The 14506-nt window shown below is 67.3% G+C and carries 14 protein-coding genes; 11 read left to right on the plus strand and 3 right to left on the minus strand.

The window, feature by feature from the left end:
- Positions 1 to 21 precede the first annotated feature (21 nt).
- The 8 genes from ACJMK0_RS04660 (at position 22) to ACJMK0_RS04695 (ending at position 8969) form a co-directional block, all read left to right on the plus strand.
- Positions 22 to 390 carry a hypothetical protein gene (locus tag ACJMK0_RS04660; protein ID WP_405235985.1) on the plus strand — a complete coding sequence of 123 codons (369 nt, stop codon included), beginning with the start codon at positions 22 to 24 and terminating at the stop codon, positions 388 to 390.
- Between the two features lie 16 nt (positions 391 to 406).
- On the plus strand, positions 407 to 2395 hold the full coding sequence (locus tag ACJMK0_RS04665) for an FAD-dependent oxidoreductase (protein WP_405235987.1): 1989 nt from the start codon (positions 407 to 409) through the stop codon (positions 2393 to 2395).
- A 98-nt stretch (positions 2396 to 2493) separates the two neighbouring features.
- Positions 2494 to 3042, plus strand: a complete 549-nt coding sequence (locus tag ACJMK0_RS04670; protein WP_405235989.1) for a DUF4124 domain-containing protein — start codon at positions 2494 to 2496, stop codon at positions 3040 to 3042.
- A 341-nt stretch (positions 3043 to 3383) separates the two neighbouring features.
- Entirely contained in the window at positions 3384 to 4907 is a 1524-nt protein-coding gene (locus ACJMK0_RS04675; RefSeq protein WP_405235991.1) for an MFS transporter, read from the plus strand.
- Between the two features lie 88 nt (positions 4908 to 4995).
- Positions 4996 to 6303, plus strand: coding sequence for an MFS transporter (locus ACJMK0_RS04680; RefSeq protein ID WP_405235993.1), 1308 nt, complete (start codon positions 4996 to 4998; stop codon positions 6301 to 6303).
- A gap of 120 nt (positions 6304 to 6423) precedes the next feature.
- Positions 6424 to 8088, plus strand: coding sequence for a BCCT family transporter (locus ACJMK0_RS04685; protein WP_405235995.1), 1665 nt, complete (start codon positions 6424 to 6426; stop codon positions 8086 to 8088).
- Entirely contained in the window at positions 8088 to 8516 is a 429-nt protein-coding gene (locus tag ACJMK0_RS04690; RefSeq protein WP_405235997.1) for a universal stress protein, read from the plus strand. The genes ACJMK0_RS04685 and ACJMK0_RS04690 overlap by 1 nt, the downstream gene beginning before the upstream one ends.
- A gap of 249 nt (positions 8517 to 8765) precedes the next feature.
- Complete coding sequence (locus ACJMK0_RS04695; RefSeq protein WP_405227234.1) at positions 8766 to 8969, plus strand: cold-shock protein; 204 nt, start codon at positions 8766 to 8768, stop codon at positions 8967 to 8969.
- 155 nt (positions 8970 to 9124) lie between these two features.
- Here the strand turns inward: ACJMK0_RS04695 and ACJMK0_RS04700 are convergent, their stop codons facing one another.
- Positions 9125 to 9496 (minus strand): DUF427 domain-containing protein, encoded by a 372-nt coding sequence (locus ACJMK0_RS04700; protein WP_405235999.1) that lies wholly within the window; start codon positions 9494 to 9496, stop codon positions 9125 to 9127.
- Between the two features lie 133 nt (positions 9497 to 9629).
- Between ACJMK0_RS04700 and ACJMK0_RS04705 the strand changes: the two genes are divergently transcribed.
- Complete coding sequence (locus ACJMK0_RS04705; protein WP_405236000.1) at positions 9630 to 10511, plus strand: amino acid ABC transporter substrate-binding protein; 882 nt, start codon at positions 9630 to 9632, stop codon at positions 10509 to 10511.
- Positions 10512 to 10590: 79 nt separating this feature from the next.
- On the opposite strand, the gene ACJMK0_RS04710 is transcribed toward ACJMK0_RS04705, so the two are convergent.
- Positions 10591 to 10977, minus strand: coding sequence for a hypothetical protein (locus tag ACJMK0_RS04710; RefSeq protein ID WP_405236002.1), 387 nt, complete (start codon positions 10975 to 10977; stop codon positions 10591 to 10593).
- 57 nt (positions 10978 to 11034) lie between these two features.
- Here ACJMK0_RS04710 and ACJMK0_RS04715 point away from each other — a divergent pair, with 57 nt between their 5' ends.
- Together ACJMK0_RS04715 and ACJMK0_RS04720 are read left to right on the plus strand one after the other, a co-directional pair.
- Entirely contained in the window at positions 11035 to 11901 is an 867-nt protein-coding gene (locus ACJMK0_RS04715; RefSeq protein WP_405236004.1) for a mechanosensitive ion channel family protein, read from the plus strand.
- Entirely contained in the window at positions 11898 to 12071 is a 174-nt protein-coding gene (locus tag ACJMK0_RS04720) for a hypothetical protein (protein WP_405236006.1), read from the plus strand. Before ACJMK0_RS04715 ends, ACJMK0_RS04720 begins: the two co-directional genes overlap by 4 nt.
- Positions 12072 to 12165: 94 nt before the next feature.
- Here the strand turns inward: ACJMK0_RS04720 and ACJMK0_RS04725 are convergent, their stop codons facing one another.
- Positions 12166 to 14367, minus strand: coding sequence for a patatin-like phospholipase family protein (locus ACJMK0_RS04725; protein WP_405236008.1), 2202 nt, complete (start codon positions 14365 to 14367; stop codon positions 12166 to 12168).
- Between the last annotated feature and the right edge of the window lie 139 nt (positions 14368 to 14506).

A 14506-nucleotide genomic window follows, 5' to 3' on the forward strand; every position in this document is an offset into this window, starting at 1 on the left:
GGCGCCCGAGAGGAGAAAGACATGTCTGCAGAATTACCCCGCATGGCCCGCGGCCGCCGCAACCGCTTCTTCGAGGCGGAGGGCGTCGACGAGCTTCTGAGCATGGTGATGGAACTCACGGCCGAGGTGGCCACGCTGCGCGAGCGGCTCTATGTCACCGAGCGCGTGCTCGAGCAGAACGGGCTCGCCGTGGGCGAGGGCATCGAGCGCTACGAGATCAGCGACGAGGACGACGCCTGGCTCACCGCCGAACGCGAGCGGCTGCTCTCCACCGTGCTGCGCACGGTCGAGTCCGGCAGCCGCGACGCCCGGGAAGCGGCGCCGGCCGGCGAAGAGAGCGGACACAGGGAAGACTCGACCGGGGACTCGAAATCGGTCCGCGCCGCGTGACGGCACGCCGTCCCGCGTGAGCGCCGGCGACACCGCCTATCCCGCCCTCTTCAGCCCGGTCGAGATCGGGGGCCTGCGCCTGCGCAACCGGCTGGCCCATGCCTCCATCCTCACGAAGTTCGTCCGCGACGGCGAGCCCACCGAGCAGTTCATCAACTACCACGGCGCCCGTGCCCGGGGCGGCACCGGCCTGATCGTCACCGAGCCCGTCGCCATGACTTCGGTGAACCGGGTGCCGTATCGGCTGAGGGTCTGGGACGACCGGGCGTACGACTCGCTGGCACGTGTCGCGGAAGCGGTGGAAGGGGCCGACACCCGGCTGCTCGGCCAGGTGCAGGACTCGGGCCGCGGCCGCCACGCCGTCGGCCGCAACGAGGGCGCCGTGGGCGCATCGGCGCTGCCGGACGATCTCAGCTGGACGGTGCCGCGGGTACTCACGCCGGGCGAGATCCGGCAGATGATCGACGAGTGGGCGGCCGGCTCGGCGCGGCTGAAGCGCGCCGGCTGGTCCGGCGTGGAGATCTCAGCCGGCCACGGCCATCTCTTCCACCAGTTCCTCTCCGCCTGGTCCAACCGCCGGGAGGACGAATACGGCGGTGACCTGGCCGGCCGCGCCCGCTTCCTGACCGAGCTGATCGCAGCCATCCGCGCCGCCTGCGGACGGCCGTTCATCATCGGCGTGAAACTGCCCGGCGACGACGGCGTGCCGGGCAGCATCGGCCTCGAAGAGGCCCGGCGCATCTCGGAGATCGTGGCCGCCACCGGGGAGGTGGACTACTGGACCTGGGCCTGGGGCGCGCACGCCAACTCGCTCTGGCGCCACCTGCCGGATGCTCACGGCGAGCGCCATCCGTATCTCGGCCACATCCGGGAGCTCAGGCAGGTGGCGCCGCAGATCCCCGCCGGCGCCATCGGCTACATCACCGACCCGAACGAATGCGAGCGGGCGCTCACCGACGGCACGGCAGACCTGGCCTTCCTCGGCCGCCCGCTGATCACCGATCCCGCCTTCGGCACGAAGGCCGAGCACGGCCGCGAGGCGGAGATCCGCTACTGCGTCTCCTGCAACACCTGCTGGCGCGCCATCATCGAGGGCGGCGGGCTGGAGTGCGACAATAACCCCCGGGTGGGCACGCCGGACGAGGCCGCCTGGAAGCCCGCGCCGGCAAAGCGGCCGCGACACGTCGTCATCGTCGGCGGCGGCATCGCGGGCATGGAAGCGGCCCACACGGCGGCCCGGCGGGGTCACCGGGTGACCCTGTTCTCGGCCTCCGACGAGCCCGGCGGCAAGACGCGGCTGCACGCGGAGCTGCCCGGCGGCGAGAATCTCTCCAGCATCTACGACTACCAGTACCTGGCCGGCAAGGCCGCCGGCGTGCGTTACGAGATGGGCGTGCTCGCCAGGGCCGACGACGTCCTGGCCCTGAAGCCGGACCACGTGCTGCTCGCCACCGGTTCCCGCATGGCGGTGCCGGATTTCGTGCCGGCGGAGTTCGCCGAAGACGAGCTGGTACCGGATCTGCGCACCCTGGCCCGCGACATGCTGGAGCGCACCGGCCGCGAACCCGGCCGCATCGTCGTCGTGGACCGTGACCACACCGAGATGACCTACGCGGCCGCCGAACTCTTCGCTGAGCGCTTCGAACGGGTGACGCTGGTCACGCCTCGCGAGCGCATCGCCTCCGACTGCTCACTCATCAATCGGCAGGGCATCTATCACCGCCTGCATGCGAAGGGCGTCGAGATACTCACCTGCGTCGAGCCCCGCGACCTGGGCCTGCTGGAGGAGGGCGCGCTCGGCCTGGTGAACGTCTGGAGCGGCAGGCAGAGCCGGGTGGAGGACGTCATCGCCATCACCTACGCCACGGCGCGCGTGCCGGACGACGCCCTGCGCGCGCCGCTGGAGGCGGCAGGTTTGACGGTGGAATGCATCGGCGACGCCCGCGCCCCCCGCGGCGTGCTGGCCGCGACGCGCGAAGGCTACGAGGTCGCGATGTCTTTGTAGGAGGGGATTTATCCCCGATTTTTAATGGATCGGGCCTGAAGGCCCTCCTACCAGGCGAAGATCGGGGATAAATCCCCTCCTACAATGTCTAAAACGTCATGCACCGCATTCACCTCATCGCCACCCTCCTGCTCGCCACCGGCCTCGCCCACGCCGGCCAGATCTACCACTGGGTGGACGAAGACGGCGTCGCCCACTACAGCCAGACGCCGCCGGCCGACGCGACCGTCCCGGTCGAGACCCGCGAAGTCACCACGTCCACCCCCGACGACTACGACCCCGACGAGTATGAGTACTCCGTGATGAACCAGGCCGAGCGCATCCACGCGGAGTGGGCCGCGCTCGCAGAGGAGCGGGAAAAGGAACGGGAAGCCCGGCGAGAGGCCCGGCGGGCAGCGCAGGAGCGCCTCGCATACGAGCCCTATGATCGCCGGGAAGACCACTATGGCTGGCGCTACGGCCGCGACGGCTACTACTACCCGGTGGTGCATCCCCGCCCGCCGTTCCGGCCCGGCCCCAAGGTCCGCCGTGACCAGTTCCGGCAACTGGACGAACTCGGCCTCTGGCGCGAACCGCCGGCCTACAGCATCAACTCCACCCGCCACTGGCAGCGCGTCGAGCAGACCCGCTCGCTGGCAGTCCCCTGATCCCATGTAGGAGGGCCTTCAGGCCCGACGCCGCTCTGCCACACCTCCGTTCTTTCCTAGCCGCCCTGCGGGGGTATCCATCTTGCTCCCGACAAAAGGTCGCGGCGATGGATACCCCCGCATGACGGCCGTGCTCGCGGTGGCGTGACGAAGCTGCCAGTCAGTAGCGTCTGCTGATTGGTAGCATCCCTCAGGGCTACGGGCCCGATGGCGGGCCCACGTTAAGAGAAGGTGATACCCAGCCAGCAAGAGCCGGGTCGGGCCTGAAGGCCCTCCTACATGCCTGTGGGGGCGTTCCCGTGTAGCATCCCGTGCCTTCGGGACCATCGGCCGGGGGACGCATGAGCAGCCAGGACCACAGCACCACCGTTCGCGACGTCAAACAGCTCGGCACGTTCGCCGCACTCGGCAGCCTGGGCTACGTCTTCTGGATCTGCGGCGGCATGGAGATGATCGAGCGGCTCGCCTATTACGGCGTGCGCCAGGTCTCCAGCCTCTACGCCACCGACGCCCAGTCCCGCGGCGGCCTCGGCCTGCTCGAATCGGACCTCGGCATCATCTTCTTCGTCTGGGCGGTCACCCAGACGTTCGTGCCCGTGTTCACCGGCGGTATCTCCGACCGGGTGGGCTACAAGGAGACGATCTTCGCCTCCACGGTGTTCAAGATCGCGGGCTATATCATCATGGCGATGGTGCCCACGTTCTGGGGTTTCCTCTCCGGCGCCGTGGTGCTCGCCTTCGGCACGGGCATCTTCAAGCCCGGCATCCAGGGCACCATCGTCAAGGCCACCAGCCGCAAGAACAGTTCCGTGGCCTGGGGCGTGTTCTACCAGACGGTGAACATCGGCGGCTTCCTCGGCCCCATCATCGCCGCCCAGCTCCGCCAGCTGGCGTGGGAGAACGTGTTCTACGTGTGCGCCGCCATCATCTCGCTGAACTTCCTGCTGCTGCTCACCTACAAGGAGCCGGACAAGGAAGAGCGGCTCGCATACCGGGCGAAGATCAGAAGCGGCGAGCTCACCGAGAAGTCCCTGTGGCGCGAGAGCCTGAAGGAGCTCTCGAACCCGGTGCTGCTCTGGTACATCGTGCTGTTCTGCGGCTTCTGGTTCATGCTCTACATACTCTGGGACGTGGGGCCGCTGTACTTCCGCGACTGGGTCGACACCAGCCGGCTGGTCACCGACGTGTTCGGCCCGGACGGCACCGACTCGAAAGCCGTGATCTTCTTCTTCGGCCTGAACCAGGAAGGCACGCGCATGATGCCCGAGGGCGTGGTGAATATTAACGCCATGCTGATCATGTTCACCTGCTTCCTGGTGGCCGGCTGGAGCGCGCGGCTGCGAGCCGCGAACTCGATGGCGCTGGGCACGTTCTTCGCCTCGTCGGCCATGCTGCTGTTCGGCGGCTTCAACGCCGCCTGGGTGATTGTCGGCGGCATCGTGATCTTCTCTTTGGGCGAGATGCTGTCCAGCCCGAAGTCCAGCGAGTATCTCGGCAACATCGCGCCACGGGACAAGAAGGCGATGTACCTCGGCTTCTCCCAGCTGCCGATCGGCGTGGGCTGGTCGCTGGAGAGCTACATCGGGCCCACGCTGTATGGCAAGTTCTCCTCGAAGGAGCAGATCTCCCGGGAGGTGCTGGTACGGGACTACGGGCTCAGCGCCGCCGACGTGCAGGCCGTGCCCATCGGCGAGGCCTTCCAGAAGCTGGTGGCGGTGAGCGGCCAGAGCGCCCAGGCCATGACCGATCAGCTGTATGCGGCCTACAACATCGGCGCGGTCTGGTACCTCATGGGCGCGGTGGGGCTGATCTCGGGCTTCGGGCTGTACGTGTACGGGCGGTGGACCTACCGCCTGGCAGGGTAGGAGGGGATTTGTGGGAGGGGTAGGAGGGGCTGGTAGGAGGGGCTTTAGCCCCGATCCGATAACCAATCGGGCCTGAAGGCCCTCCCACATGGTAGAAATGCATCGCTTCCTCTACATGTTCGGGCTCATCCTCGCCGGCGAGGCGGTGTTCGCGCTGCCGTTCCACATCGCGCGGTTCTTCCGGCCCGCGGTCCTCGACGTCTTCCAGCTCACCAACACCGAGCTCGGCGCGGCGCAGGGCGTGTACGGCATCCTCGCGATGCTGGCGTATTTTCCCGGCGGGCCGCTGGCGGACCGTTTCCCCGCGCGCAAGCTGCTCGCGTTTTCGCTCTGGTCCACGGCGGCGGGCGGCCTCTACATGGCGACCATCCCCGGTTACACGGGCGCGCTCGTGCTGTGGGGCTTCTTCGGCGTCACCACCATCCTGTTCTTCTGGGCGGCGCTGATCCGGGCCACGAGGGACTGGGGCGGCAGCGACGAACAGGGCCGCGCCTACGGACTGCTGGACGGCGGCCGCGGGTTGCTCGCCGCGGCGCTGGCTTCCGTCGCGGTCGCCTTCTTCGGCCTGGTATTCCCCGAAGGCACGGGCGCCGTCACCTTCGAGGAACGCAAGGCTGCTCTCGTCACGGTGATCCATGGCTACACACTGGTCACTGCGCTGGCCGGCGTGTTCGTCTGGTTCGTCATCCGGGACGGCCATCCGCCCGAGGAGCCGGACCTCGAACGCTGGCGGCCGGCGCAGGAGGGTCTGGGTCACCATATCGCCCGCGTGCTGGCCATGCCTGCCGTCTGGTTGCAGGCGCTGATCGTGGTGTGCGCCTACGTCGCCTACAAGGGTTTCGACAACTACTCCCTGTACGCCGTGGAGGTCTACGGCATGAGCGACGTGGATGCCGCCCGCATCGCCGCCATCGGCGCCTGGATGCGGCCGGTGGCCGCCGTCGCCGCAGGCTTCCTCGGCGACCGCTACGGCGTCGCCCGCATGACCGTCGCGTGTTTCGTGCTGCTGCTGGCCTCCTACCTGTTCCTCGCCTTCGACACGCCCGTGGCCGGCGCCGCCTGGGTGCTGCTCGGCAACGTCCTGGCCACTTCGGCGGCCATGTTCGGCCTGCGCGCACTGTACTTCGCGCTGTTCGAGGAGGCGAAGGTGCCGGACGCGCTGACGGGCACCGCCGTGGGCCTGGTCTCGGTGATCGGCTTCACGCCGGATATCTTCGTCGGCGTCGTCGGCGGGCTGCTGCTGGATGCCTCGCCCGGCCTTGCCGGCCACCGCCACTACTTCCTGTTCCTCGCAGCCTTCGCCGCCATCGGGCTGGCCGCCAGCTACACGCTTTTCCGCCGCCTGCATCCGCGCGGGCCGGGCCCCGGTTTGGAATCCCGCGCCGGAGGCGCCTAGAATGGTGTCATCCCAATCAGCGCGTCAGGTCGCGCCGGAGAACATAATGCCCGTGTGACGTCGAGGGACGGTGTAGCGGACGCCCCCGCGCGACCCTGGCTGCGTAAAGGTCACAGTACTTTGCAGCAGAGCACCGACACCGGCGACGAGCTCGTCGACGAACTGGTCGACGAATACATATCCGACTACGAGGTCGGGCAGGACAACGTCCAGCCCCTCGGTCTAGATTTCCATAATCCCGTCTTCGCGATCTCCGCCGTCTCGGTGATCGTCTTCGTGGTCTTCACGCTGTTCTTCCCGGAGCTCGCGAAGCACTGGTTCGGCGACCTCCGCCCGTGGCTGACCACCCGGTTCGACTGGTTCTTCATGGCCGCGGGCAATTTCTTCGTGCTGTTCTGCATCGCGCTCATCGTGCTGCCGGTGGGCAAGGTGCGCATCGGCGGGCCGGACGCCGAACCCATGTACTCCTACGTCTCCTGGGTGTCGATGCTGTTCGCCGCCGGCATCGGCATCGGCATCATGTTCTACGCCGTGCTGGAGCCGATGAACCATCTGCTCACGCCGCCGCTCGGTTTGGAGGGGCTCAGTGAGGACGCGCGGCGGGAACTCGCGATGGCCGCCACGGTGTTCCACTGGGCCATCCATCCGTGGGCCGTTTACGGCATCGTCGGCCTCGCCCTCGCCTTCTTCGCCTTCAACAAGGGCCTGCCGCTGATCGTGCGCTCGGCCATGTACCCCATCTTCGGCGAGCGCGTGTGGGGCTGGCCGGGCCACGTCATCGACGTGCTCGCCGTGTTCGCCACCCTGTTCGGGCTGGCCACCTCGCTCGGCTACGGCGCCGAGCAGTCCGCCGGCGGGCTCGCCTACCTGTTCGGCATCTCCGAGGGCCACGTGGTGAAGCTCACCATCATCGTGGTCATCACCATCATGGCGCTCATCTCAGTGCTGCGCGGCCTGGACGGCGGCATCAAGGTCCTCTCCGAGAGCAACATGGCCATGGCCGCCGTGCTGGGACTGTTCGTGCTGCTGGTCGGCCCCACGCTGGAGTCGCTGGGCGCCATCGTCGACAACACGCTCGCCTATTTCCGCTACATGCCGGCGCTGTCCAACTGGGTCGGCCGCGAGGACATGTACTACATGCACGACTGGACCACGTTCTACTGGTCGTGGTGGATCGCATTCTCGCCCTTCGTCGGCATGTTCATCGCCCGCATCTCGTCGGGCCGCACGGTGCGCGAGTTCCTGCTGGTGTCCATCCTCGCGCCTTCCTTCATCTTCATCGTCTGGATGACGGTCTTCGGCAATGCCGCCATGGACCAGTACCTCCTGCAGGGTTACGAGGGCGTCGTCGACACGGTCAGGAACTTCCAGCCGGAGCTCTCGCTGTTCCTGTTCCTGGCCGAATACCCGCTCGCGACGCTGACCTCGGGCATCGGCATCCTGCTGGTGCTGATCTTCTTCGTGACGTCGATGGACTCCGGCGCGCTGGTGGTGGATACCATGACCGCCGGCGGCAAGATCGACGCGCCCATCGCCCAGCGCGTGTTCTGGTGCGTGTTCCTCGGGCTGATCGGCATCGCGCTCATGGAGGGCGGCGGGCTGTCTTCGTTGCAGGCCCTGGCGCTGGCCACGGGATTCCCGTTCGGCATCGTGATCCTGCTGATGTCGGTGAGTCTGTACAAGGGCCTCGCCGCGGAGGTGAAGCTGCTGGAGGCGCAGGCTCATGTTCAGGCAGAGGCAGAGGCAGACGCCGAGACGGAGCAGGCGGAAGGGGAGAAGGCCTGATGGCGGATAAACTGTATCGGCACATCGGCGTGCCGGTGGATCTGGCGCACCGGGAGAAGCTCGGCAAGGCGCTCGCCACCGCGACGGATCTGGCGAAGTGCTACGGAGCGCGGGTGACCCTGGTGGCGGTAACCGGTCCCGCGCCGGGGGAGGCGGCCCATAATCCGAAGGAATTCCGCGCGAAGCTGGAGGCCTTCGCCGCCGAGCTGGCGGAGGAATCCGGCGTGGCGGTGGATGCGCAGACCGAGGTCATCGGCGATCCGGTCGCCGACCTGGACAAGGCACTCGACAGCCAGTTCCACGAGCTCGGCGTGGACCTGGTGGTGATGGCCTCCCACGTGCCCGGCTTCCGCGAGTACATCTTCCACTCCAATGCCGGCTTCCTGGCCTCCCACACGGATCTGTCGGTATTCGTGGTCAGAGGGTAGGAGGGCCTTGTAGGAGGGGCTTTAGCCCCGATTCATTACTCAATCGGGCCTGAAGGCCCTCCTACATGAATCGTGCCGCTTGCGTTTAACTCGCGCATGTCGCATTATACCGGGGCGATCCAAGAGTTCTGGCCTGCCTTACGACTACCCGTCCGGTCCTCGGACGGCTTCTTGAGACTACCCATTGCGACCGGATTGTTCGTCACCGCACCCGATTTGCGTGCGGCACTACTGTTATTGGAGGCCAGAATGGCTACAGGTACTGTGAAATGGTTTGACCCCGCCAAGGGTTTTGGATTCATCCAGCCGGAAGACGGCTCTAAGGACGTGTTCGTGCACGTCACCGCGGTTCACGCTGCAGGCATGGACACGCTGTCCGAAGGCCAGCGCGTGAACTTCGAGCTGGTCACCGAGCGCGGCAAGACCGCGGCCGGCAACCTGCAGGCGGCGTAACGCCACCAAGATGTAGGAGGGCCTTCAGGCCCGACCGGCCTTCAGGCCGGATCCCTACGTCCGGAAACGGCCCCGCAAGGGGCCGTTTTTCGTTGTGGATCTTGTAGGAGGGGCTTTAGCCCCGACTTTTCGATGGATCGGGGCTAAAGCCCCTCCTACATTTCTTCTATCTCGGCACGGCGGGGGTAGAAGGCAACGTACCCCGCAATCGGCGCCACCTCGTCGTAGACGGCCGGGTAGTACCAGGCCACATCCTCTCCGTCCACCGCGTAGTAGCGCGCCTCACCCTTGAACGGGCAGGTGGTCCGGGTATCGCTGGCCGCCAGCTTCTCCGTGGCCACATCCTCCGGCGGGAAGTACAGCGCCCGGTCGTAGCCCGTCTCGTCCAGTGCCAGCACGCCCGTGCTGTCCGCCACCCGCACGCCGTTCACCGCCACCTTCCAGCGGCCGCCCGCCTCGGTGATCTCGATTCGATGGTCCGGCGCGCTCTCCGCGCCCGGCGACGGTCCCAATGTGCTCCGATCCATGGCGACCCCGCGGTTCCGGTTCTTCCGCGCTCGAGCATACCGCACAGCCGCGTAGCAGACACCGTGTGCTAGACACCGTGGTTGCTAATTGGGAGACTCATTCGCATCCAGGGGCGGATCAGGAGCGCGCGGGATGACGGCATTCTCGAAACTGGCGGGGGTAATGGTTCTGATTGCCGCGGCGGGGCTGTCCTCCGCGCCGCCGGCCGGTGCCGCGGACGGCGTCCTCGACCGGGTCGCCGAGACCGGGGCATTCCGCATCGGTTATGCCACCGGCTCGCCGCCGCTCTCCTTCAATGACGCGGACGGCAACCCGGCCGGCTATTCCATCGAGCTGTGCCGGCACATCGGCCGGACGCTGCAGCGCGAACTCGGCCTGCCGAAGCTCGAATTCACATTCGTGCCGCTGGTCTCCATGCAGGACCGCCTGAAAGCCGTGGAGCAGGGCGACGTCGACATCGAATGTGGTGCCACCACCGTGACGCTGTCCCGGCGCGAGCGCGTCGACTTCACGCTGATGACGTTCATCACGGGCAGCGCGGTACTGTCCCGCAAGGCCGCGCCCATCGCCAGTGCCGCCGATCTCGCCGACAAGGTGATCGCCGTGATGCCGGACACCACCACCGAAGACGTGCTGCGGCAATTCGCGGAGGTGAACGAGACCGGTCTGAAGCTGGCCCTGGTGGAGACCCACGGAGAGGGCATGGCACTGCTGAACGGCGGCAAGGTGGACGGCTTCGCCTCGGACCGCGCCATGCTGATCGGCCAGGTGTTCACCGACGAGAACGCCCGCAACGAATACGAGATGACCCGCAGCGTGCTCTCCTTCGAGCCCTATGCGCTGATGGTCCCGCGGGGCGACACGCGCTTCCGCCTGGCCGCCGACCGCGCGCTCGCGGAGCTGTACCGTTCCGCCCGCATCAGGCGCCTCTACCAGGACTGGTTCGGCCGCTACGGCGAGCCGCTCTCGCCCATCGTCGAGGCCATGTACCAGTTCCAGGCCGTCGGCGAATAAGAGGTAGGAGGGCCTTCAGGCCCGATCGGTGAATGGATCGGGGCTGAAGCCCCTCCTACAAGCCCCTCCTACATTGTTCCTATTCGGTGTAGTCGCGGCGATAGAGGCGGTTCTCGCTGCAGTCGGAGATGCCTTCGAACAGTTGGTCCGCCGCCTCGCCCTCTTCACTGCCGAGGAACTCCTTGGTGGCGCTCCACGTCGCCAGGTCCGGATAGGTGTCGACGAACAGGAACATATCCGTTTTGCCGACGATCGAACGAACGACGCTGCTGCGGATCTTGCCCTTGCCGATCTCCTTGCTGACCATTGCCAGCCATTTCGAATTGGCCGCCTGCACGTCCTCGACGGTCTTGCCCTCCTCGAGTTCGCAGGTCCACACCTCCTCGAAGATGGTCTCGGCGTAAGCTGCCATGCCGAGGCACGTCAGAGCGCCCGCCACCGTCACATGCGACAGTAATCTCTTCATCGTAGCTCCCCTTGGGGTTTATGGTTGTTATGGCCCGACGGAGTATAGTCCACCCGTATGAGTTTCGTACTCGAGAGTCTCCGCGCCGACTGGGAAGCCTTCCTCGTCTTCCTCCCGCGGCTGATCTACGCCGTCATCCTGCTGCTCGTCGCGATGGCCGCGGCACGGGCCGTCGGCAATCTCCTCGCCCGGCTCATCAGCCGCAGCCCGCGCTTCCGGCCGAACGAGCGCTTCATCCGCCGGGTGGCGAGCCTGGTCATCGTTTCCGCCGGACTCCTGCTCGCCCTCGGTGTCATGGGCTTCACCGGCGTTGCAGCCAGCATGCTCGCCACCGGCGGCGTTCTGGCCATCGTGCTCGGCTTCGCTTTCCGTGAGATCGGGGAGAACCTGCTGGCCGGCGTATTCCTGACCTTCAGCCGGCCGTTCGAACTCGGCGACCTCATCAAGACGGGCGATCTCACCGGCACTGTGCGCTCCATCGACATCCGCTCCATCCACATCCGCACCGCGGACGCCTGCGACGTCTTCGTGCCGAGCGCCCAGATCTTCCGCGAGCCCCTGTACAACTACACCCGCGACGGGTTGCGGCGGCCGAGCTTCACCGTCGGCGTCGCGTACGACGACGAACCCGAGGGCGTGATCGGCTTGCTGGAGCGCACAACCGCAGGCGTGGACGACGTGCTCCCCGAGCCCGAGCCCTTCGTCACCATCGCGGAGTTCGGCAGCGGCTGGATCGTGTACGAGGTATTCTTCTATCTGGATCTGAACGCGAGTGCCCGCGGCCTGGTCGCGGTGACCAACGACGTGAAGGCATCCTGCTGGCGCGCGCTGCGCGAGGCGGGCATGACCTTCAGCACCGACGTCACTACGGCCGTCGATATCCGCTCGGCGCCGCCCGTCGAAGTCCATGGAGGCAAGTCATGAAGCTCTGGCAACGTCTGCTCATAGCCCTCGTCGCGATGTTCGCGGCGAGCCTGATCGTCGGGTTCGTCTGGGCCCGCGTCTTCGAGCCGGCCATGCCGCCCTATCTCAGCGGTGTCGTCGGCGGCCTGGCGGCCCTGGCCACCTGGGAACTCCTGAGAAAACGAGGGTAGGAGGGCCTTCAGGCCCGATCGTGCAATGGGTCGGGGCTAAAGCCCCTCCTACGAGCCCCTCCTACGAGCCCCTCCTACGAGCCCCTCCTACATTCTAGAACGTCTGACCGAGGAACAGATACGCCGACCTCCGGTCCCCTTCGCCCATACCCCAGCCGAGGTAGAGCGGTCCGAGCAGCGTGTCCATCACCACGAAGACGCTGCCGGCGGTGAGGGTATTGGCGAAGCTCGCCTCGTCGGTGCTCTCCCACACGTTGCCGGCCTCCAGGGATGCGCCCAGGTAGACCGGCGTGCCGAGGCCGGGCAGCGACTCGTCGCCGAGGCGGCGGTAGTAGACCAGCCGGCCGATGCCCCGGTGTTTGCCGCGCAGCTCGTCGATGGCGTAGCCGGACAGGCTGAACAGCCCGCCCAGCGTGAACGGCCGCACGCCCGTCGTCTCGTCGCGCACGGTGCTGTCCAGGTTCCACCAGTTCAGGATCGTGTTGCGGCCCCAGGTGTAGGGTTTCAGCAGGAAGAAGCTGGCCACGTCGAATTCGCCGTCCGAGCCGAGGCCCTCCCGGGAACCGTTCCAGGCCAGCCCCATCAGCGTGCCGTGGCGGGGGATGTCCACCTGGTCGACCGTGTCCCAGGCGAATTCGGCGATCAACAGCCCGAGATCGCCTTCGCCTTCCTCGAAACCGGGGTCGCCGATGCGCAGGGATTCGTCGCTGCGCGAGCGCGACACGCCGACGCGCAGCTCGCCCCAGTTGCCGAGCTGCCGACCGCCCTCCAGCGCCACGATGGCCTCGCTGGCGTCGAGGCGCGCGAGCTGCGCTCCCTCGTCGAACAGGGCCCGCGCCGTGCGCCTGAGCTCCACCCGCGGATTCACGAACCAGCGCGAGCGATAGTCCAGCGGCTGGAAGAACTCGGCGAACAGGCGGGGGGACTCGCCGATCTGCAGCTCGGTGCGGAACTCGCCGCCCAGCGGGTTCAGCTCCGTCATCGTCAGCCGGGCGGCGGCGTTGTAGTTGCTGCCGCCCTCGAAGTCGTCCTCCAGGTTCAGGCCGAAGCGCAGGTAATTCGGGCCCCAGTTCTTCCCCGTGCTCTCGATCTCCAGCGTCGTCAGCGTGCCTTCCTCGCGCACGTCCCAGGTCACCGTCTCGAAGGTATCCAGCGCGTAGATCTCCGCGATGTCACTCTCCAGCGCATCGACGTCCAGCGGCCCGCCGGTGAGATCGCCCAGCCTCGCCTCCACCGCCTTCGGCGAAAGACCGGAGCGGTTCTTCACCCGCACCCGGTCGATCACGGGCGGCTCGCCCCGGCGTGCCGCCACCTGTGCCTTCCATGCCTGGTACTCGGCTGCCGGGACCGACAGCCGCGCCAGCTGGTCCGCCTGCGCGGCCGCGGCCTGCCGGCCGATCTCCATGGCCTCCGCCATCCGGTCGAACGCCTGGGAGCCCAGATCGCCCAGCGGCGGTTCGATGTGGACGTCGCCGTCTTGCAGCAGGCGCAACTGATCCTCGGCCCGGCTGTTGATCAGGATGGTGAGCATCTGGCGCGTGATCGCGAGGGCCGAGCCGAGCTCGGACTCCGGCTGCAGCGGGAAGCCCAGATCCACGGCGATGATCACGTCCGGCTGCATCTCGCGCATGACCTCGATGGGCAGGTTGCTGGCGATGCCGCCGTCCACCAGCAGGCGTCCGCCCTCGCGTTCCGGCCGGAAGATACCGGGCACCGCCATGCTGGCGTGCATGGCCGAGACCAGGTCGCCGGAGTCGAACACCACCATATCGCCGGTGGCGATGTCGGTGGCGACCGCGCGGAAGGGAATGGGCAGCGCGTCGAATTCATCGACCGTTGCCACCGGCACGGTCAGCCGGCGCAGCTCGAGGTCGAGGTTCTGGCCCTGCACCAGCCCGCCGGGCAGCAGCAGGCCGGTCCGGTCCACGCCCAGATCGAAGTCCACCAGGAAGCCCAGGTCGTCGGACTTGCGGCGGAACGAGCGCTGCGAGCGAGGCGGACGGTCGGTGAGCAGCACGTTCCAGTCGGCGTTCTCCACCACCCGAACCAGTTCGGCCGAGTTCATGCCGGAGGCGTACAGGCCGCCGACCACCGCACCCATGCTGGTGCCGGCCACGTAGTCCACCGGCACGTTCAGCTCTTCCAGCACCCGGATGACGCCCACGTGGGCTCCGCCCCGGGCGCCGCCGCCGCTCAGCACCAGTCCGACGGTGGGGCGGGGCAGGGCGTCGCCGGCGGCCAGCAGCGCGGCCAGGGCCAGTGCCAGGAGATGCGAGCAGCGCAGCCGTTCTAGCATTGCGAGCGGACCGTTCGGGATCGTTGATCCGGCCAACTTTGGCGGATGAGGATGACGATTGCCATCCGCACACGACGCAGGCCATTATCTAGGAGGGCCTTCAGCCCCGATACATCGGAAATCGGGCCTGAAGGCCCTC

The organism is Lentisalinibacter orientalis (assembly GCF_040706535.1).
In the GTDB taxonomy this organism is placed as follows: Bacteria; Pseudomonadota; Gammaproteobacteria; order Steroidobacterales; family Woeseiaceae; genus Lentisalinibacter; species Lentisalinibacter orientalis.

What these genes read in the sequence shown, in the direction of transcription:
- ACJMK0_RS04660 (WP_405235985.1), top strand. Translation starts at nt 22, where the DNA reads ATGTCTGCAGAATTACCCCGCATGGCCCGCGGCCGCCGCAACCGCTTC.
- ACJMK0_RS04680 (WP_405235993.1), top strand. Translation starts at nt 4,996, where the DNA reads ATGGTAGAAATGCATCGCTTCCTCTACATGTTCGGGCTCATCCTCGCC.
- ACJMK0_RS04720 (WP_405236006.1), top strand. Translation starts at nt 11,898, where the DNA reads ATGAAGCTCTGGCAACGTCTGCTCATAGCCCTCGTCGCGATGTTCGCG.
- ACJMK0_RS04690 (WP_405235997.1), top strand. Translation starts at nt 8,088, where the DNA reads ATGGCGGATAAACTGTATCGGCACATCGGCGTGCCGGTGGATCTGGCG.
- ACJMK0_RS04695 (WP_405227234.1), top strand. Translation starts at nt 8,766, where the DNA reads ATGGCTACAGGTACTGTGAAATGGTTTGACCCCGCCAAGGGTTTTGGA.
- ACJMK0_RS04675 (WP_405235991.1), top strand. Translation starts at nt 3,384, where the DNA reads ATGAGCAGCCAGGACCACAGCACCACCGTTCGCGACGTCAAACAGCTC.
- ACJMK0_RS04700 (WP_405235999.1), bottom strand. Translation starts at nt 9,496, where the DNA reads ATGGATCGGAGCACATTGGGACCGTCGCCGGGCGCGGAGAGCGCGCCG.
- ACJMK0_RS04710 (WP_405236002.1), bottom strand. Translation starts at nt 10,977, where the DNA reads ATGAAGAGATTACTGTCGCATGTGACGGTGGCGGGCGCTCTGACGTGC.
- ACJMK0_RS04705 (WP_405236000.1), top strand. Translation starts at nt 9,630, where the DNA reads ATGACGGCATTCTCGAAACTGGCGGGGGTAATGGTTCTGATTGCCGCG.
- ACJMK0_RS04670 (WP_405235989.1), top strand. Translation starts at nt 2,494, where the DNA reads ATGCACCGCATTCACCTCATCGCCACCCTCCTGCTCGCCACCGGCCTC.
- ACJMK0_RS04725 (WP_405236008.1), bottom strand. Translation starts at nt 14,367, where the DNA reads ATGCTAGAACGGCTGCGCTGCTCGCATCTCCTGGCACTGGCCCTGGCC.
- ACJMK0_RS04715 (WP_405236004.1), top strand. Translation starts at nt 11,035, where the DNA reads ATGAGTTTCGTACTCGAGAGTCTCCGCGCCGACTGGGAAGCCTTCCTC.